The 18502-nt window shown below is 49.2% G+C and carries 16 protein-coding genes; 12 read left to right on the forward strand and 4 right to left on the reverse strand.

The window, feature by feature from the left end; translation table 11 throughout:
* Positions 1–8 precede the first annotated feature (8 nt).
* Complete coding sequence (gene xylA, locus FEK47_RS04760) at positions 9–1331, reverse strand: xylose isomerase (RefSeq protein ID WP_064527882.1); 1323 nt, start codon at positions 1329–1331, stop codon at positions 9–11.
* Positions 1332–1697: 366 nt separating this feature from the next.
* On the opposite strand from xylA, the gene xylF reads away from it, so the two are divergent.
* From xylF to xylR, 4 genes are all read left to right on the forward strand, one after another.
* A complete protein-coding gene (gene xylF / locus FEK47_RS04765; protein WP_130210040.1) occupies positions 1698–2690 on the forward strand; it encodes a D-xylose ABC transporter substrate-binding protein in 993 nt (330 codons plus the stop codon).
* 77 nt (positions 2691–2767) lie between these two features.
* Positions 2768–4309, forward strand: a complete 1542-nt coding sequence (locus FEK47_RS04770; protein ID WP_135405320.1) for a D-xylose ABC transporter ATP-binding protein — start codon at positions 2768–2770, stop codon at positions 4307–4309.
* The gene (gene xylH, locus FEK47_RS04775) at positions 4287–5468 is read left to right on the forward strand and encodes a xylose ABC transporter permease XylH (RefSeq protein ID WP_130210036.1); all 1182 of its coding nucleotides are present in this window, start codon (positions 4287–4289) and stop codon (positions 5466–5468) included. Before FEK47_RS04770 ends, xylH begins: the two co-directional genes overlap by 23 nt.
* A 77-nt stretch (positions 5469–5545) precedes the next feature.
* Positions 5546–6724, forward strand: a complete 1179-nt coding sequence (xylR, locus tag FEK47_RS04780) for a D-xylose utilization transcriptional activator XylR (RefSeq protein ID WP_130210034.1) — start codon at positions 5546–5548, stop codon at positions 6722–6724.
* 128 nt (positions 6725–6852) lie between these two features.
* On the opposite strand, the gene FEK47_RS04785 is transcribed toward xylR, so the two are convergent.
* Positions 6853–7677: a protein bax gene (locus FEK47_RS04785; protein WP_032337158.1), complete on the reverse strand. Its 825-nt coding sequence runs from the start codon at positions 7675–7677 to the stop codon at positions 6853–6855.
* A gap of 320 nt (positions 7678–7997) precedes the next feature.
* Here FEK47_RS04785 and malS point away from each other — a divergent pair, with 320 nt between their 5' ends.
* Positions 7998–10028: an alpha-amylase gene (gene malS, locus FEK47_RS04790; protein WP_135486846.1), complete on the forward strand. Its 2031-nt coding sequence runs from the start codon at positions 7998–8000 to the stop codon at positions 10026–10028.
* Positions 10029–10202: 174 nt separating this feature from the next.
* Positions 10203–11456: a valine--pyruvate transaminase gene (gene avtA / locus FEK47_RS04795; RefSeq protein WP_130216234.1), complete on the forward strand. Its 1254-nt coding sequence runs from the start codon at positions 10203–10205 to the stop codon at positions 11454–11456.
* Between the two features lie 141 nt (positions 11457–11597).
* Here avtA and FEK47_RS04800 read toward each other — a convergent pair whose 3' ends face one another.
* Complete coding sequence (locus FEK47_RS04800; protein ID WP_135486847.1) at positions 11598–12071, reverse strand: 4Fe-4S binding protein; 474 nt, start codon at positions 12069–12071, stop codon at positions 11598–11600.
* A gap of 101 nt (positions 12072–12172) precedes the next feature.
* Positions 12173–13006, reverse strand: a complete 834-nt coding sequence (yiaJ, locus tag FEK47_RS04805; protein ID WP_135486848.1) for an IclR family transcriptional regulator YiaJ — start codon at positions 13004–13006, stop codon at positions 12173–12175.
* A 214-nt stretch (positions 13007–13220) separates the two neighbouring features.
* On the opposite strand from yiaJ, the gene yiaK reads away from it, so the two are divergent.
* The 6 genes from yiaK to yiaO all read left to right on the forward strand — a co-directional run bounded on the left by yiaK (position 13221) and on the right by yiaO (position 18500).
* A complete protein-coding gene (gene yiaK, locus FEK47_RS04810; protein ID WP_130216228.1) occupies positions 13221–14219 on the forward strand; it encodes a 3-dehydro-L-gulonate 2-dehydrogenase in 999 nt (332 codons plus the stop codon).
* 11 nt (positions 14220–14230) lie between these two features.
* On the forward strand, positions 14231–14695 hold the full coding sequence (locus FEK47_RS04815) for a YhcH/YjgK/YiaL family protein (RefSeq protein ID WP_130223019.1): 465 nt from the start codon (positions 14231–14233) through the stop codon (positions 14693–14695).
* Between the two features lie 23 nt (positions 14696–14718).
* Positions 14719–15639: a DUF4862 family protein gene (locus FEK47_RS04820; RefSeq protein WP_135486849.1), complete on the forward strand. Its 921-nt coding sequence runs from the start codon at positions 14719–14721 to the stop codon at positions 15637–15639.
* A 114-nt stretch (positions 15640–15753) separates the two neighbouring features.
* A complete protein-coding gene (gene yiaM, locus FEK47_RS04825) occupies positions 15754–16221 on the forward strand; it encodes a 2,3-diketo-L-gulonate TRAP transporter small permease YiaM (protein WP_135486850.1) in 468 nt (155 codons plus the stop codon).
* A gap of 2 nt (positions 16222–16223) precedes the next feature.
* Positions 16224–17501, forward strand: coding sequence for a 2,3-diketo-L-gulonate TRAP transporter large permease YiaN (gene yiaN / locus FEK47_RS04830; protein WP_167854651.1), 1278 nt, complete (start codon positions 16224–16226; stop codon positions 17499–17501).
* A gap of 12 nt (positions 17502–17513) precedes the next feature.
* The gene (gene yiaO / locus FEK47_RS04835) at positions 17514–18500 is read left to right on the forward strand and encodes a 2,3-diketo-L-gulonate TRAP transporter substrate-binding protein YiaO (RefSeq protein ID WP_135486852.1); all 987 of its coding nucleotides are present in this window, start codon (positions 17514–17516) and stop codon (positions 18498–18500) included.
* Positions 18501–18502 lie beyond the last annotated feature (2 nt).

An 18502-nucleotide genomic window follows, 5' to 3' on the forward strand; every position in this document is an offset into this window, starting at 1 on the left:
GTTAGCCGTTATTTGTCGAACAGATAATGGTTTACCAGATTTTCTAACTGCTCCTGGCGACCACTCTGATGCACCGGTGCAAGATTATGTTCCTGGGCATATTTTGCTAAATCCGCCAGTGACATTTGGCCTTTCAGAATTTGCTGGCCCAGTTCGCTATTCCAGCCGGAATAACGTTGCGCGACGCGTTTATCCAGCTCACCGTCTTCAATCATACGTGCTGCAATTTTCAGCGCCAGTGCCATCGTATCCATCGCGCCAATATGACCGTAAAACAGGTCATATTTATCGGTGCTCTGACGACGTACTTTGGCATCGAAGTTCAAACCACCGGTGGTAAAACCGCCCGCTTTGAGAATTTCATACATCACCAGCGCATTTTCTTCCACGCTGTTCGGGAACTGGTCGGTATCCCAGCCCAACTGCGCGTCACCACGGTTAGCATCGACAGAACCGAACAGACCAAGCGCAATGGCGGTGGCAATTTCATGGTGGAAAGAGTGCCCCGCCAACGTTGCGTGGTTTGCTTCAATATTCAGTTTAATCTCTTTTTCCAGGCCAAACTGCTTCAGGAAGCCGTAGACCGTCGCGGCATCGTAATCATATTGATGTTTGGTCGGCTCTTGCGGTTTCGGTTCGATAAGCAGAGTACCCTGGAAACCGATTTTATGTTTATGCTCAACCACCATCTGCATAAAGCGGCCAATCTGTTCACGCTCCTGACGCAAATCGGTATTCAGCAGCGTTTCGTAACCTTCGCGACCGCCCCACAGCACATAGTTTTCACCACCCAGTTTATGCGTCGCTTCCATCGCCGTAACGACTTGTGTTGCTGCCCAGCTGAAAACTTCCGGGTCGGGATTCGTAGCTGCGCCCGCACCATAACGTGGGTTAGTAAAGCAGTTAGCGGTTCCCCACAGCAGTTTCACGCCGCTCTCTTCTTGTTTACCTGCCAGCACATCGACCATTTGCGCAAAGTTATTGATGTACTCTTTTAACGATGCGCCTTCCGGGGAAACGTCCACATCGTGGAAGCAATAAAAAGGCACATGTAATTTGTGGAAAAACTCAAATGCGACATCTGCTTTACGCTTCGCCAATGCCAGCGCCTCGCCAGGTTGCTGCCAGGGACGGTTAAACGCGCCTACGCCAAACATATCCGCCCCGTTCCAGCAGAAGGTGTGCCAGTAGCAAGCGGCAAAACGCAAATGGTCTTCCATACGCTTACCCAACACCAATTCGTCGGGGTTGTAGTGACGGAATGCTAACGGGTTAGAGGATTTCGGGCCTTCATAACGAACGCGATCGAGCTGGTCAAAATAAGCTTGCATAATGAACTCCATAATCAGGTAATGCCGCGGGTGATGGATGATGTCGTAATATTGGGCACTCCCTTTAAGTTGCTCAATTATGTTATTTCACACTGCTATTGAGATAATTCACAAGTGTGCGCTCGCTCGCAAAATAAAAGGGAATGATGAAATTGGGTAATTACTCGAAGAGAAAAATGCAACAAATTCGATTAACCAACAAAAATAAGATCTCGGTCATAAATCAAGAAATAAACGAAAAATCGTAATCGAAAGATAAAAATCTGTAATTGTTTTCCCCCATTTAGTTGCTAAAAATTGGTCACGTTTAACGCGGTGATTGTGACTTTTTAAAGCTACCCTCTAACAAAAGAAGGCCTCTGAACCATGAAAATAAAGAACATTTTACTCACCCTGTGCACCTCACTTCTGCTAACCAACGTTGCGGCACATGCTAAAGAAGTCAAAATCGGTATGGCTATTGATGATCTCCGTCTTGAGCGCTGGCAGAAAGACCGGGATATTTTCGTGAAAAAAGCTGAATCTCTCGGTGCAAAAGTATTTGTGCAGTCTGCAAATGGCAACGAAGAAACTCAAATGTCGCAGATTGAAAACATGATTAACCGGGGAGTCGATGTTCTTGTCATTATTCCGTATAACGGACAGGTATTAAGTAACGTTGTAAAAGAAGCAAAACAAGAAGGCATTAAAGTATTAGCTTACGACCGCATGATTAATGATGCTGATATCGACTTTTATATTTCTTTCGATAACGAAAAAGTGGGTGAACTACAAGCAAAAGCGCTGGTCGATATCGTCCCGCAAGGAAATTATTTCCTGATGGGCGGCTCTCCAGTAGATAACAACGCTAAGCTTTTCCGCGCCGGGCAAATGAAAGTATTAAAACCTTACGTCGACTCCGGGAAAATTAAAGTCGTAGGCGACCAATGGGTTGATGGCTGGTTACCAGAAAACGCGCTGAAAATTATGGAAAACGCGTTGACCGCCAACAATAACAAAATTGACGCTGTTGTTGCTTCTAACGATGCTACTGCTGGCGGGGCTATTCAGGCATTAAGCGCACAAGGTTTGTCAGGGAAAGTCGCCATTTCCGGTCAGGATGCGGATCTCGCCGGTATTAAACGCATTGCTGCGGGTACGCAAACCATGACGGTGTATAAACCGATTACTCTTCTGGCAAATACTGCCGCGGAAATTGCCGTTGAACTGGGTAACGATCAACAACCTAAAGCAGATACCACGCTGAATAATGGGCTGAAAGATGTTCCATCCCGCCTGCTGACACCTATTGATGTGAATAAAAACAACATCAAAGACACGGTGATTAAAGACGGTTTCCACAAGGAGAGCGAGCTTTAAGCGTTACGTCCCTGTCGACAACGGGGACGTGATTTCTCTCCATGCCGCATGAACTGATTGGCTTAGGTGGAGTCGTTATGTCTTATCTACTTGAAATGAAGAGCATTACCAAAACTTTCGGCAGCGTAAAGGCGATAGATAACGTCAGTTTGCGGCTAAATGCTGGTGAGATCGTCTCACTTTGCGGTGAGAACGGTTCTGGTAAATCAACATTAATGAAAGTGCTATGCGGAATTTATCCCTTTGGCAGTTACGAAGGCGAAATTACTTTTGCTGGTGAAGTAATACAGGCAAGTCACATCCGCGATACCGAACGCAAAGGTATTGCCATCATTCACCAGGAATTAGCATTGGTGAAAGAGTTGACCGTGCTGGAAAATATCTTTCTTGGCAATGAGATAACCCGCAATGGGGTCATGGATTATGACCAGATGACGCTACGCTGTCAGAAACTGTTAGCGCAAGTCAGCTTATCCATTTCACCAGATACCCGCGTTGGTGATTTAGGGCTTGGGCAACAACAACTCGTTGAAATTGCCAAGGCACTAAATAAACAGGTGCGTTTATTAATTCTCGATGAACCAACCGCCTCATTAACTGAGCTGGAAACCACAGTTTTACTGGATATTATTCGCGATCTGCAACAACACGGCATCGCATGTATCTATATTTCTCACAAGCTCAACGAAGTCAAAGCGATTTCCGACACAATTTGTGTTATTCGCGACGGTCAACACATAGGTACGCGTGATGCAGCCGGAATGAGCGAAGACGATATTATCACCATGATGGTTGGGCGAGAATTAACGGCACTGTACCCAAACGAACCACATACCACTGGCGATGAAATATTACGCATAGAACATCTGACGGCATGGCATCCGGTTAATCGTCATATTAAACGGGTTAACGATGTCTCGTTTTCCCTGAAACGTGGCGAAATACTGGGGATTGCTGGACTGGTCGGCGCTGGTCGCACCGAAACTATTCAATGCCTTTTTGGCGTTTGGCCCGGACAATGGGAAGGGAAAATCTATATTGATGGCAAACAAGTGGATATTCGTAATTGCCAGCAAGCCATCGCCCAGGGTATTGCAATGGTGCCAGAAGACAGAAAGCGTGATGGCATCGTTCCGGTAATGGCAGTTGGTAAAAATATTACCCTCGCCGCACTCAACAAATTTACCGGGGGTATTAGCCAGCTTGATGATGCCGCAGAGCAAAAATGTATTCTGGAATCTATCCAGCGACTCAAAGTGAAAACGTCGTCTCCGGAACTTGCTATTGGACGTTTAAGCGGCGGCAATCAACAAAAAGCGATCCTGGCACGCTGTCTGTTACTCAACCCGCGCATTCTCATTCTTGATGAACCTACCAGGGGTATCGATATTGGCGCGAAATACGAGATCTACAAATTAATTAACCAACTCGTCCAGCAGGGTATCGCCGTTATTGTCATCTCTTCTGAATTACCTGAAGTACTTGGTCTTAGCGATCGCGTACTGGTGATGCATGAAGGAAAACTAAAAGCCAACCTGATAAATCATAACCTGACTCAGGAGCAGGTGATGGAAGCCGCATTGAGGAGCGAACATCATGTCGAAAAGCAATCCGTCTGAAGTGAAATTAGCCGTACCGACATCCGGTGGCTTCTCTGTGCTGAAGTCACTGAATTTACAAGTTTTCGTGATGATTGCAGCAATCATCGCCATCATGCTGTTCTTTACCTGGACTACTGACGGCGCCTATTTAAGCGCCCGTAACGTCTCCAACTTGCTACGCCAGACCGCGATTACTGGCATCCTTGCGGTAGGGATGGTGTTCGTCATAATTTCTGCCGAAATCGACCTCTCGGTCGGCTCGATGATGGGGCTATTAGGCGGCGTCGCCGCTATCTGCGACGTCTGGTTAGGCTGGCCTCTGCCACTCACCATTATTGTGACGCTGGTTCTGGGCCTGCTTCTCGGCGCATGGAATGGTTGGTGGGTCGCGTACCGCAAAGTGCCTTCATTTATTGTCACCCTGGCGGGCATGTTGGCATTTCGCGGCATCCTCATTGGCATCACCAACGGTACGACGGTTTCACCCACCAGCGCCGCGATGTCACAAATTGGACAGAGCTATCTACCCGCCAGCACCGGTTTCATTATTGGCGCGCTTGGCTTAATGGCTTTTGTCGGCTGGCAATGGCGTGGAAGAATGCGCCGACAAGCTTTGGGTTTACAGTCTCCGGCATCTACAGCGGTGGTCGGTCGCCAGGCTTTGACCGCCATCATCGTATTAGGCGCAATCTGGCTACTGAATGATTACCGTGGCGTTCCTACTCCTGTCCTGCTGCTGACGTTGCTGTTACTCGGCGGCATGTTTATGGCAACAAGGACAGCTTTCGGGCGGCGCATTTACGCTATTGGCGGCAATCTGGAAGCGGCGCGACTCTCCGGGATTAACGTAGAACGCACCAAACTTGTCGTGTTTGCTATCAACGGTTTGATGGTGGCCATCGCGGGGTTAATCCTCAGTTCACGGCTTGGTGCAGGCTCGCCTTCTGCCGGTAATATCGCCGAACTGGATGCCATTGCAGCCTGCGTGATTGGCGGCACCAGTCTGGCTGGCGGCGTAGGGAGTGTTGCGGGGGCTGTGATGGGGGCATTCATCATGGCTTCGCTGGATAACGGCATGAGTATGATGGATGTTCCGACCTTCTGGCAGTATATCGTCAAAGGTGCGATTCTGTTGCTGGCAGTATGGATGGACTCCGCAACCAAACGCCGTTCCTGATTTTGATAAAAATTTTCTCAAAACCGGTAACGTGTTGCCGGTTTTGAGTTTTTGCATGATTCAGCAGGAAAAGAACCATGTTTACTAAACGTCACCGAATCACATTACTGTTCAATGCTAATAAAGCCTATGACCGTCAAGTTGTAGAAGGTGTGGGGGAATATTTACAGGCGTCACAATCGGAATGGGATATTTTCATTGAAGAAGATTTCCGCGCCCGCATTGATAAAATCAAGGACTGGTTAGGAGATGGCGTTATTGCCGACTTTGACGATAAACAAATCGAGCAAGCGTTGGCTGATGTCGACGTCCCCATTGTCGGGGTTGGCGGCTCGTATCACCTGGCAGAAAGCTATCCGCCCGTACATTACATTGCCACTGATAACTATGCGCTGGTTGAAAGCGCATTTTTGCATTTAAAAGAAAAAGGCGTTAACCGCTTTGCTTTTTATGGTCTGCCAGAGTCGAGTGGCAAAAGATGGGCTGCCGAACGCGAATATGCTTTTCGCCAGCTTGTCGCCGAAGAAAAGTACCGTGGTGTCGTTTATCAGGGACTGGAAACTGCACCAGAAAACTGGCAGCACGCGCAAAACCGGTTGGCCGACTGGTTGCAAACGCTACCACCGCAAACCGGGATTATTGCCGTTACTGACGCCCGGGCGCGGCATATTCTGCAAGTTTGCGAGCATCTGCATATTCCCGTACCGGAAAAACTATGCGTAATTGGCATCGATAACGAAGAGCTGACCCGCTATCTTTCTCGCGTCGCGCTTTCTTCGGTTGCCCAGGGCGCACGGCAAATGGGCTATCAGGCGGCAAAACTTCTGCATCGGTTGTTAGATAAAGAAGCGATGCCGTTGCAGCGGATTTTGGTCCCGCCAGTACGCGTCATTGAACGGCGTTCTACGGATTACCGTTCGTTGACCGACCCGGCTGTTATTCAGGCCATGCATTACATCCGCAATCATGCCTGTAAAGGGATTAAAGTGGATCAGGTGCTGGACGCTGTCGGCATATCACGATCCAATCTTGAGAAGCGTTTTAAAGAAGAGGTGGGCGAAACCATACACGCAATGATTCATGCCGAGAAGCTGGAGAAAGCGCGCAGCCTGCTAATTTCAACAACCTTATCAATCAACGAAATATCGCAAATGTGCGGTTATCCATCGTTGCAATATTTCTACTCTGTATTTAAAAAAGCATATGACACAACGCCGAAAGAGTATCGCGATGTAAACAGCGAGGTCCTGCTGTAGCAGGAGGGGAAAAGCCGCCAGGCATGATAAGACGCGCCAGCGTCGCATCAGGTAACGCAGCACAACCACCTGATGCGAGCAAAAGCCTTATCCGACCAACAAGTCGGATAAGGCTCGAGGGAATGCAATTACATATGCGCAGCGATTAACCGCTGGTTATCCTGGTACATCGCGAACAGGTAGTTGTTATAACTCTGTCCCTTCGTTGAATAACCTTTCAGCTTGTGAATCATCGCTGTGGCGGTGACTTCCTGATCAGCTTTACGCAATTGTGCACGTGATTTACGGAACGAAGCGTAAGCCGGGTGCGTATTCAGGTTAGTGACATAGGCGCTCACCGATTCTTTGACAGAACTGAACTGTGAGTAGCCCTTCACTTTACCCGGCGCATTGGTACAACGCCCTTTCATGCACTTCATGCCAAACAGGTTGTTGTTGTTACGCGCCAGCTTCGACGTCCCCCAACCACTTTCTGCCGCAGCCATCGTCGCCACCATACTGGTCGGGATAATGTCTACGCGTTCAAGCAGCGTATTCCACGGGATTTTTCGTGTATTACCAGACCACTTCACCTTATAGCGTTTGGCGATGTCTTTCAGACGCGCACGCTCTGCAGGCGACCATTGGCCCTGGTACTGTTTTGAAATCAGCCAGTTACGTTCCGCCGTAATGGCAGCATTTTGGCTGGTAATGTAAGGCATTACGGTCCGGAGAAACGCTTTTTTCCTTGGTGTTCCGGAAGGGTATTTTCGCAAATCAGGAAGTGAACTGCTCTTTGCACTATTGCGAGAATACTCTTGTTTACTGCTTACCTGTTTATTACTAGCTTTGGTTATGTGGGACTTTTGACTCGCTGTTGTCGTGTGCGTTTTCGCTAACACCTCACTCGAAAACATCAGAGTGAGTAACATAAGAATCATCGCCCCATATCGTCGTATGGGAGTCAAAATCATCAGTTCTCCTGGTCGGATTTAATCATTCCAACACCTTATATTTTTCACAAATTTGAGAGTTGAATCTCAAATCATATCAAAAATAGCTGTCAAGAGCACCCCAAGGAATAGTCCAAATCTGAAACTATGTCACGTGTTAACCGTTCAGATTGGCGCTAAATCGCAGAAAATGTGGGGTTTATCGCAAAAAATAAACTTAAATCTCAGGTGAAATACTCCCCCTTTCGTCTCATCCTGGCGCAATCCTCATCAGGGATGAGTTTTACCAGTATTATCACTGGCAAACTGGTGAAATTCGCAGCAACAAGGACTCATCCGTTATGAAACTTGCCGCCTGTTTTCTGATACTCCTGCCCAGTGTTGCCATTGCCGCCGACTGGACATCTCAGGGATTTCCCACCTTTGCTGAACAAAGTGCAGGAACATTTGTTAGTCATGCCCAGCTGACCAAAGGTACGCGACCGCTGACGCTAAATTTTAACCAACAATGCTGGCAGCCTGCGGATGCGATAAAACTCAATCAGATGCTTTCTCTCAAACCTTGCGACAGCACGCCCCCTCAGTGGCGATTGTTCAGGAACGGTGAATATACGCTGCAAATAGATACCCGCTCCGGCACACCAACGTTGATGATTTCGGTCCAGAACACCGCCGAACCGGTAGCAAACCAGGTCCGCGAATGCCCAAAATGGGATGGAAAACCACTGACACTTAATGTCAGCGGCACTTTCCCGGAAGGTACGGTAGTCCGGGATTATTACAGCCAGCAAATCGCGACGGTGAAGAACGGCCAAATAACGTTACAACCTGCCGCCACCAGCAATGGTTTACTTCTATTGGAACGCGCGGAAACTGACGCACCTGCCCCTTTCAACTGGCATAACGCCACGGTTTACTTTGTGCTAACAGACCGTTTCGAAAACGGCGATCCCAGCAATGACCAGAGCTACGGACGTCATAAAGACGGCATGGAGGAAATTGGCACTTTCCACGGCGGTGATTTACGCGGCCTGACCAACAAACTGGATTATCTCCAGCAGCTGGGCGTCAATGCTTTATGGATAAGCGCCCCATTTGAGCAAATTCACGGCTGGGTCGGCGGCGGTACGAAAGGCGATTTCCCACATTATGCCTACCACGGTTATTACACACAGGACTGGACGAATCTTGATGCCAATATGGGCAACGAAGCCGATCTACGGACGCTGGTTGATAGCGCGCACCAGCGCGGTATCCGCATTATTTTTGATGTGGTGATGAACCACACCGGCTATGCCACGCTGGCGGATATGCAGGAGTATCAGTTTGGCGCGTTATACCTTTCAGGTGACGAAGTGAAAAAAACGCTGGGTGAACGCTGGAGCGACTGGAAACCTACCGCCGGGCAAACCTGGCATAGCTTTAACGATTACATTAATTTCAGCGACAAAACAGGCTGGGATAAATGGTGGGGGAAAAACTGGATCCGTACCGATATCGGCGATTACGACAATCCTGGATTCGACGATCTCACCATGTCGCTAGCCTTTTTGCCGGATATCAAAACCGAATCAACTACCGCTTCTGGTCTGCCGGTGTTCTATAAAAACAAACCGGATACCCACGCCAAAGCCATTGACGGCTATACGCCGCGCGATTACTTAACCCACTGGTTAAGTCAATGGGTCCGCGACTACGGTATTGATGGTTTTCGGGTCGATACCGCCAAACATGTTGAGTTGCCCGCCTGGCAGCAACTGAAAACTCAGGCCAGCGCCGCACTTCGCGAATGGAAAAAAGCTAACCCCGAGAAAGCATTAGATGACACACCTTTCTGGATGACCGGTGAAGCCTGGGGTCATGGTGTAATGCAAAGCGACTACTATCGCCACGGATTCGACGCGATGATCAATTTCGATTATCAGGAACAGGCGGCGAAAGCGGTCGATTGCCTGGCGCAGATGGATACCACCTGGCAGCAAATGGCCGAGAAATTGCAAGATTTCAATGTGTTGAGCTATCTCTCCTCGCATGATACCCGCTTGTTCCGCGAAGGGGACGACAAAGCAGCAGAGTTATTGTTACTCGCGCCAGGTGCAGTGCAAATCTTTTATGGTGATGAATCCTTACGTCCGTTCGGCCCCACCGGTTCTGATCCCCTACAAGGCACACGTTCTGATATGAACTGGCAGGATATCAGTGGTAAATCTGCCGCCAGCGTCGCGCACTGGCAGCGCATCAGTCAGTTCCGCGCACGGCATCCAGCCATTGGCGCAGGCAAACAAACGGCGCTTTCGCTGAAACAGGGGTACGGATTTGTCCGTGAACACGGCGACGATAAAGTAATGGTCGTCTGGGCGGGACAACAGTAACTTTTCCGGCTTCCCGTGCGGCAGTACGTCAGGAAGCCACGCAGCCTAAAATACCAGCCTAATCGAAAACCACAGCATAAAGTGTCAATCCCCCGTCAACAGCGTGATTTGCACCCTGGCAAATGTAGCGTTATTGTTACCTTCCTTGCTACAGAGTTCGACAGATATCCCGCTATGACATTCTCCCTTTTTGGTGACAAATTTACCCGCCACTCCGGCATTACGCTGCTGATGGAAGATCTGAACGACGGTTTACGCACCCCCGGCGCGATTATGCTTGGCGGCGGCAATCCGGCGCAGATCCCGGAAATGCAGGACTATTTCCAGACGCTGCTAACCGACATGCTGGAAAGTGGCAAAGCCACTGATGCGCTGTGCAATTACGATGGGCCACAGGGGAAAACGGAGCTGCTGTCTCTGCTTGCCGGTATGTTACGCGAGAAGCTGGGTTGGGATATCGAACCACAGAATATTGCACTAACAAACGGTAGCCAGAGCGCCTTTTTCTACTTATTTAACCTGTTTGCCGGACGCCGTGCCGATGGCCGGGTCAAAAAAGTACTGTTCCCGCTGGCACCGGAATATATTGGCTACGCGGATGCCGGGCTGGAAGAGGATCTGTTTGTCTCTACGCGTCCGAATATCGAACTACTTCCAGAGGGCCAGTTTAAATATCACGTCGATTTCGAACATCTGCGCATTGGCGAAGAGACGGGGATGATTTGCGTCTCGCGACCGACGAACCCAACAGGTAATGTGATAACCGATGAAGAGTTGCTGAAGCTGGATGCGCTGGCGAATCAGCACGGGATCCCGCTGGTGATTGATAACGCCTATGGCGTCCCGTTCCCGGGCATCATCTTTAGCGAAGCGCGCCCGCTGTGGAATCCGAATATCGTGCTATGCATGAGCCTTTCCAAGCTAGGTCTGCCAGGTTCGCGCTGCGGCATTATCATCGCCAATGAAAAAATCATCACCGCCATCACTAATATGAACGGCATTATCAGTCTCGCGCCTGGCGGCATTGGTCCGGCGATAATGTGTGAAATGATTAAGCGTAACGATCTGCTGCGCCTGTCAGAAACGGTCATCAAGCCGTTCTATTACCAGCGTGTTCAGGAGACTATCGCCATCATTCGCCGCTATTTACCGGAAGATCGCTGCCTGATTCATAAACCAGAAGGGGCAATATTCCTCTGGTTATGGTTTAAGGATTTGCCGATTACCACCGAGCAACTCTATCAGCGCCTGAAAGCGCGCGGCGTGCTGATGGTGCCAGGCCACAACTTCTTCCCAGGGCTGGATAAACCGTGGCCGCATACACATCAATGTATGCGCATGAACTACGTACCAGAGCCGGAGAAAATTGAGGCGGGTGTGAAGATTCTGGCGGAAGAGATTGAACGCGCCTGGGCTGAAAGCCATTAAAAATTGCCTGATGCGCTGCGCTTATCAGACCTACATAATTTCTGCAATCAATTGAATTTGTAGGCCGGAAAAGGCGTTTACGCCGCATCTGGCATAAACAAAGCGCACTATTCCGGCGTTGAGAAACGCCGGAAAAACGTTTCAAACAGGCTGCTGCTGTAGCCGATGCCGCTGCACTTTCTCGACATCCATACATTGCAACGCCTGTGTCGGGCAGGCTTCAACACAGGCCGGTCCCGTCGCCCGATGCCAGCACAGATCGCACTTAATCGCCCTCGCCTTTTTGCGCGAAGAAACGACCTCCATCGCACCAAACGGGCAAGCCAGCATACAGCTTTTACAGCCAATGCAACGTGATTGTTCAACGAAAATATGCCCATGTTCGCGGCTTATCGCCTCCACAGGGCAGACATTCGCACACGGAGCATCTTCACACTGATGACAGGCTACTGCCGTGGTCCAGGTATGGTCTTTGATGACTCGAATTCGCGAAATAAACTCGCCCGGCGACAACGCAGAGCAATCCTGATTTTCCTGATGCGACACCGCGCAAGCCACTTCACAGGTACGGCAACCGATACATTTCGTCGCATCCGCAATAATAAACCGGTTCATGATCACTCCTTTGCACTAAAACAGCAGAGTGCCAGAGAGCGCCCCTCTACTGCTTTGATCCAACGAAGGAAATGTTAAAGTTTTGTCACCTGTCTAAAGCGTTATGTGATTGCACTCTGGTCGTCTCTGACAGTAAATCCCAGTTCATTAGAGATAGCCTGAGCGGTTTCACGCAGTGGTTTCAGGAGATTTTTCTCCCCCACCTGTTTCAACCGTGATGTCGAAAGCGAAATCGACACGGCGTACGGCACCCGCCCATGAATATCAAACACCGGAACAGCAATACAGGAGACACCGAGTTCGTTTTCTTCTCTGTCCATTGCTACTCCGCTTTCACGAATGTGCGCCAGTTCGTCGAACATCGCAGGTAACTCGGTAATGGTATTGCGGGTTAACGGCTGGATTTCATTCTGATGGCTTTCCCAGTACGACTTCACGTAGTCCGGGTGACCAAACGCCATGTAGACCTTGCCCATTGCGGAACAGTAGAGCGGCATATGCTGGCCAATATAGGCGCGGGTACGTAGCATCCCGGTGGTGGGCTCGAGTTTATAAATCAAAATAGCGTGATCATCTTCGCGGCTGGAGAAGTTAATGGTTTCTCCGGTGGCAATGTTCAGCGTCTCAAGATGCGGCGCAGCAATATGAATAATATTCAGCGAAGACAGAGCCTTCTGACCGACGGCAATAAATTTGGTGGTCAGGCGGTAACTCCCTGCGGCGGGCGCGGTAGTCACATAGCCACAGGATTGTAACCCCTGCAATAAGCGATGGACGGTACTCTTATTTAAACCTGCCAGTTCCGAAAGATGCGCCAGCGGGCAACCGTTTGGATAGTTGCTGAGGATCTCAATTAACATCAAACCACGAAATAGGCTCTGGCTTCCGGCTGGCCTTTCTTTTTCTTGCGTCATCTCGCCCTCTTTTTTCCCCATGTCCAGGTTCCCCTTTTGTCGCGTCCTGATGGTAGCGCAAAGTGTGTCATAGTTCACGATCTGGGCAGATAATTTGCAACCATTTGATTTTAATGATTTTTGAAATTCACGGCGCGGATTGCTTTGTTAAAACGCGATCGATATATTTGAAATCAAATTTCGCATATTGAAATTTAAAGACAAAAAAGCGATCAAAAAAACAAGGAAGCCAGGGATGAAAGTAACATTTGAGCAGTTAAAAGCAGCCTTTAATCGGGTCTTAATTTCACGCGGCGTTGACAGCGAAACGGCTGACGCCTGCGCAGAGATGTTCGCCCGCACCACCGAGTCCGGCGTTTATTCTCACGGCGTTAACCGTTTCCCACGCTTCATTCAACAACTGGATAATGGCGATATCATTCCTGACGCCCAACCAAAACGCGTGACCAGCCTCGGCGCAATTGAGCAGTGGGACGCCCAGCGTTCGATCGGTAACCTGACGGCGAAAAAGATGATGGATCGCGCCATTGAACTGGCGGCAAATCATGGGATTGGCCTGGTGGCGTTACGTAATGCCAACCACTGGATGCGCGGTGGCAGCTATGGCTGGCAGGCGGCGGAGAAAGGCTACATTGGCATCTGCTGGACCAACTCCATCGCCGTAATGCCGCCATGGGGCGCAAAAGAATGTCGCATCGGCACTAACCCGCTGATCGTCGCCATTCCTTCCACGCCGATCACCATGGTCGATATGTCGATGTCGATGTTTTCCTACGGCATGTTAGAAGTTAACCGCCTGGCAGGTCGTCAGCTCCCGGTAGATGGTGGCTTTGATGATGAGGGCAATTTGACCAAAGAACCTGGCGTTATCGAGAAAAATCGCCGCATTTTGCCGATGGGCTACTGGAAAGGTTCGGGCATGTCGATTGTGCTGGATATGATCGCTACTCTCCTTTCTGATGGTGCATCGGTTGCTGAAGTCACCCAGGATAACAGCGACGAATACGGCATTTCGCAAATCTTTATCGCCATTGAAGTAGACAAACTGATCGAAGGCACCACCCGCGACGCCAAGCTACAACGCATCATGGATTACGTTACCAGTGCCGAGCGTGCTGACGAAAATCAGGCCATTCGCTTACCCGGCCACGAATTTACTACCCTGCTGGCCGAAAACCGCCGTAACGGCATCACCGTTGATGACAGTGTGTGGGAAAAAATCCAGGCGTTATAAGGAGATAAGCCATGATTTTTGGACATATCGCGCAACCTAACCCGTGCCGTTTGCCCGCCGCCATTGAAAAGGCGCTCGATTTTCTGCGCGCTACCAACTTCAATGTCCTGGAGCCGGGCGTTGTCGAAATCGACGGTAAAAATATTTATGCGCAAATTATCGATTTAACGACGCGCGAGGCGGTGGAAAACCGCCCGGAAGTGCATCGTCGCTATATCGATATCCAGTTCCTGGCATGGGGCGAAGAGAAAATCGGCATTGCTATTGATACAGGAAATAATAAAGTCAGCGAATCCCTATTAGAGCAGCGCGATATTATTTTTTATCACAATAGTGAACATGAATCATTTATAGAAATGATACCGGGCAGCTACGCTATTTTCTTCCCGCAGGATGTTCACCGACCGGCATGTAATAAAAATGCCACAACGGCAATACGGAAAATCGTGGTTAAAGTGGCCCTCTCTGCTTTATAAAAAAATTATTACTGGAGCACAAAATGAAAGCGAATAATGCCGGTTATATTATCGGTGCGTATCCCTGTGCACCTTCTTTTCACCAAAGAAGTGAAGAGGAAGAGAAGGAATTCTGGCGACAATTATCAGATACCCCTGATATTCTCGGTCTGGAACAACCCTGCCTGGAAAATTTTCATCCTCTTGGCGATCAATGGTTACTCCGTCATACACCAGAGAGCTGGAAATTTGTCGTCACCGCTGTGATGGAAACTATGCGTCGTCGCAGCGAAAACAACGGTTTTGGCCTCGCCTCCAGCGATGAAGAGCAGCGTCAGGCGTGCGTGGCGTACTATCGCCACTTGTTGAATAAAATCAACTCATTGCAGGTAAATAAAGTCCTCGCACTGGAGATCCAGGCTGCACCGTTAGCAACGAATCCCAATGTTATGCAAGCGACGGATGCTTTTGCCCGCTCGTTGAAAGAAATCGTCAGTTGGGACTGGCCGTGCAAACTGCTGCTGGAACACTGCGATGCCATGACGTCTTCTGCACCCCGTAAAGGTTTTCTGCCTTTAGAAAATGTTCTGCAGGTCATTGCCGGTTATGACGTCAGTATCTGTATTAACTGGGCACGCTCTGCTATTGAAGGGCGCAATACAGCGTTGCCGCTGACCCATACCCAAATGACGAAACAGGCCGGGAAACTCGGCGCGTTGATGTTCTCTGGTACGACGCTAAACGGAGCATACGGCGAATGGCAGGATTTGCACGCGCCGTTTGCACCTTTCTGTGCAGAAAGCCTGATGACCACAGATCATGTTCGCGAGTTATTTAATGCAGCAGAACCGTCAACATTGCATTTTGCTGGCATCAAGCTGCTGGAAATAAATGCGACGGCTGATGTACAACATCGAATCGAAATATTACGTAACGGCATTCACACTCTGAATGAATCTCGTTAATCCGTTTCACTTAAATAGCACATTGAATGTCTGATTAGTCGTTTTCCAATAAATATTACGAATACCAACAACATCAATTAATGAAAACATATTGCATAACAAGAAGGACTCGTTATGAAACGGATACTCGAAGGCATTCTTGCGATCATCATCGCAATACTGTCTTGTATTATTTTTATTAATATAATTCTTCGATATGGATTCCACACAAGCATATTATCGATTGATGAATTATCCCGGCTTTTATTTGTCTGGTTAACCTTTATTGGCGCTATCGTTGCTTATATGGACAACAGCCATGTGCAGGTTACTTTTTTAATCGAAAAACTCTCACCTGCTAATCAACAACGTGTTTCGCTGCTAACCCATACGCTCATTTTATTGCTGTGTCTGGGGCTGGCCTGGGGCGCTATAGAAAAAACAGCGCAGGACTGGAGCAACTTATCTCCCATTCTCGGTGTCCCCGTTGGCTTAATGTACGCCGCCGCTATCCCCACCAGCCTGATTATCGCGATGCTGGAATTACGTCACTTATACCGGCAGTTCACAAATACCCCCAGCCGAAACCAACAAGGAGCCTGACGATGACAATCCTTATATTTATTGTCAGTTTGTTGGGGGCTATCGCGATTGGTGTTCCCATCGCCTGGGCATTATTGCTGTGCGGCATTTCATTGATGTTCTGGATGGATATCTTTGATGTGCAAATTCTGGCACAAACGTTGGTAAATGGCGCAGACAGCTTCTCCCTGTTAGCCATTCCCTTCTTTGTACTGGCGGGTGAGATCATGAACGCGGGCGGCCTGTCGCAACGTATTGTCGACTTGCCAATGAAGCTGGTAGGCCACAGGCCAGGCGGTCTGGGCTACGTTGGTGTACTGGCGGCAATGATCATGGCAAGCCTGTCCGGTTCTGCGGTTGCCGATACCGCAGCTGTCGCGGCGCTGCTGGTGCCGATGATGCGTCAGGCCAACTATCCGGTAAACCGCGCCGCTGGGCTAATCGGTTCTGGCGGTATTATTGCAGCTATTATTCCGCCATCCATTCCGCTCATTATCTTCGGCGTCTCCAGCGGACTCTCCATCAGCAAACTGTTTATGGCGGGTATCGCGCCGGGCATCATGATGGGCATCACACTGATGATTACCTGGTGGTGGCAGGCAAAACGACTGAATTTACCTTGCCAGCCGAAAGCCTCACTGCGGGAAGTCTGGCAATCGTTAGTTTCCGGTATTTGGGCGCTTTTTTTACCGATTATCATTATTGGTGGTTTCCGTTCGGGGCTATTCACACCAACCGAAGCAGGCGCAGTTGCCGCTTTCTACGCGCTGTTTGTGTCCATTGTGGTCTATCGAGAAATGTCGTTTGCCACGCTTTACCATGTGCTGATTAACGCGGCGAAAACCACGTCTGTGGTGATGTTCCTGGTGGCCTCTGCTGCGGTATCTGCATGGCTTATTACTATCGCCGAATTACCCATGATGGTATCGGAGCTATTACAACCGTTGGTTGATTCGCCTCGCTTATTATTCATCGTCATTATGCTCGCCATTATGGTGATCAGTACGGTCATGGACTTAACGCCTACTGTCTTAATTCTTACACCAGTATTAATGCCATTAGTAAAAGAAGCGGGAATAGATCCAGTCTATTTCGGCATCATGTTTATTATCAACTGTTCAATATCACTGATTACGCCTCCAGTCGGTAACGTTCTTAACGTGGTATGCGGCGTGGCGAAACTTAAATTTGACGATGCGGTAAAAGGCGTTGCGCCTTACGTCATGGTTTTATTCATGTTGTTAGCATTATTTATTTTTGTACCGGAGCTCATTACCGCTCCTCTTAAATGGATGAGTTAAAAGGAAATCATAATGAAATTACGTTCTGTAACCTACGCATTATTAATTGCCGGAGTGGCAGCATTCAGCACGTCATCAATGGCGGCACAATCATTACGTTTCGGTTATGAAACATCGCAAACCGATTCACAACATATTGCGGCAAAAAAATTCAATGAATTATTACAGGAAAAAACCAAAGGCGAACTGAAATTAAAACTGTTCCCGGATAGCACCCTCGGTAATGCGCAGGCGATGATCAGCGGCGTGCGTGGCGGCACTATTGATATGGAGATGTCTGGCTCTAACAACTTTACGGGACTCTCGCCCATAATCAACCTGCTCGACGTCCCTTTCCTGTTCCGCGATACCGCTCACGCGCATAAAACGCTCGACGGCAAAGTCGGTGATGACCTGAAAGTCTCCCTTGAAGGTAAAGGACTAAAAGTACTGGCCTACTGGGAAAACGGCTGGCGCGATGTCACCAACTCGCGCGCACCGGTTAAAACGCCAGCCGACCTGAAAGGGCTGAAAATTCGCACCAACAATAGCCCGATGAATATCGCGGCATTCAAAGTTTTTGGCGCTAACCCAATCCCGATGCCGTTTGCCGAAGTGTATACCGGGCTGGAAACGCGCACTATCGACGCTCAGGAACACCCGATCAACGTTGTCTGGTCAGCAAAATTTTACGAAGTGCAGAAGTACCTTTCTCTGACGCACCACGCCTATTCCCCGCTTCTGGTGGTGATCAACAAAGCGAAGTTTGATGGCTTAACCCCGGAGTTCCAGCAGGCGCTGATCTCATCTGCGCAGGAAGCAGGTAGCTATCAGCGCAAACTGGTCGCCGAAGATCAGCAAAAAATCATCGACGGCATGAAAGAAGCGGGCGTGGAAGTGATTACCGATCTCGACCGCAAAGCCTTTAGCGACGCACTGGGTACTCAAGTCCGCGACATGTTTGTTAAAGATGTTCCGCAGGGCGCCGATCTGCTGAAAGCCGTGGATGAGGTGCAATAAAC

This window comes from Escherichia sp. E3659 (genome assembly GCF_005781135.1).
GTDB lineage: Bacteria > Pseudomonadota > Gammaproteobacteria > Enterobacterales > Enterobacteriaceae > Escherichia.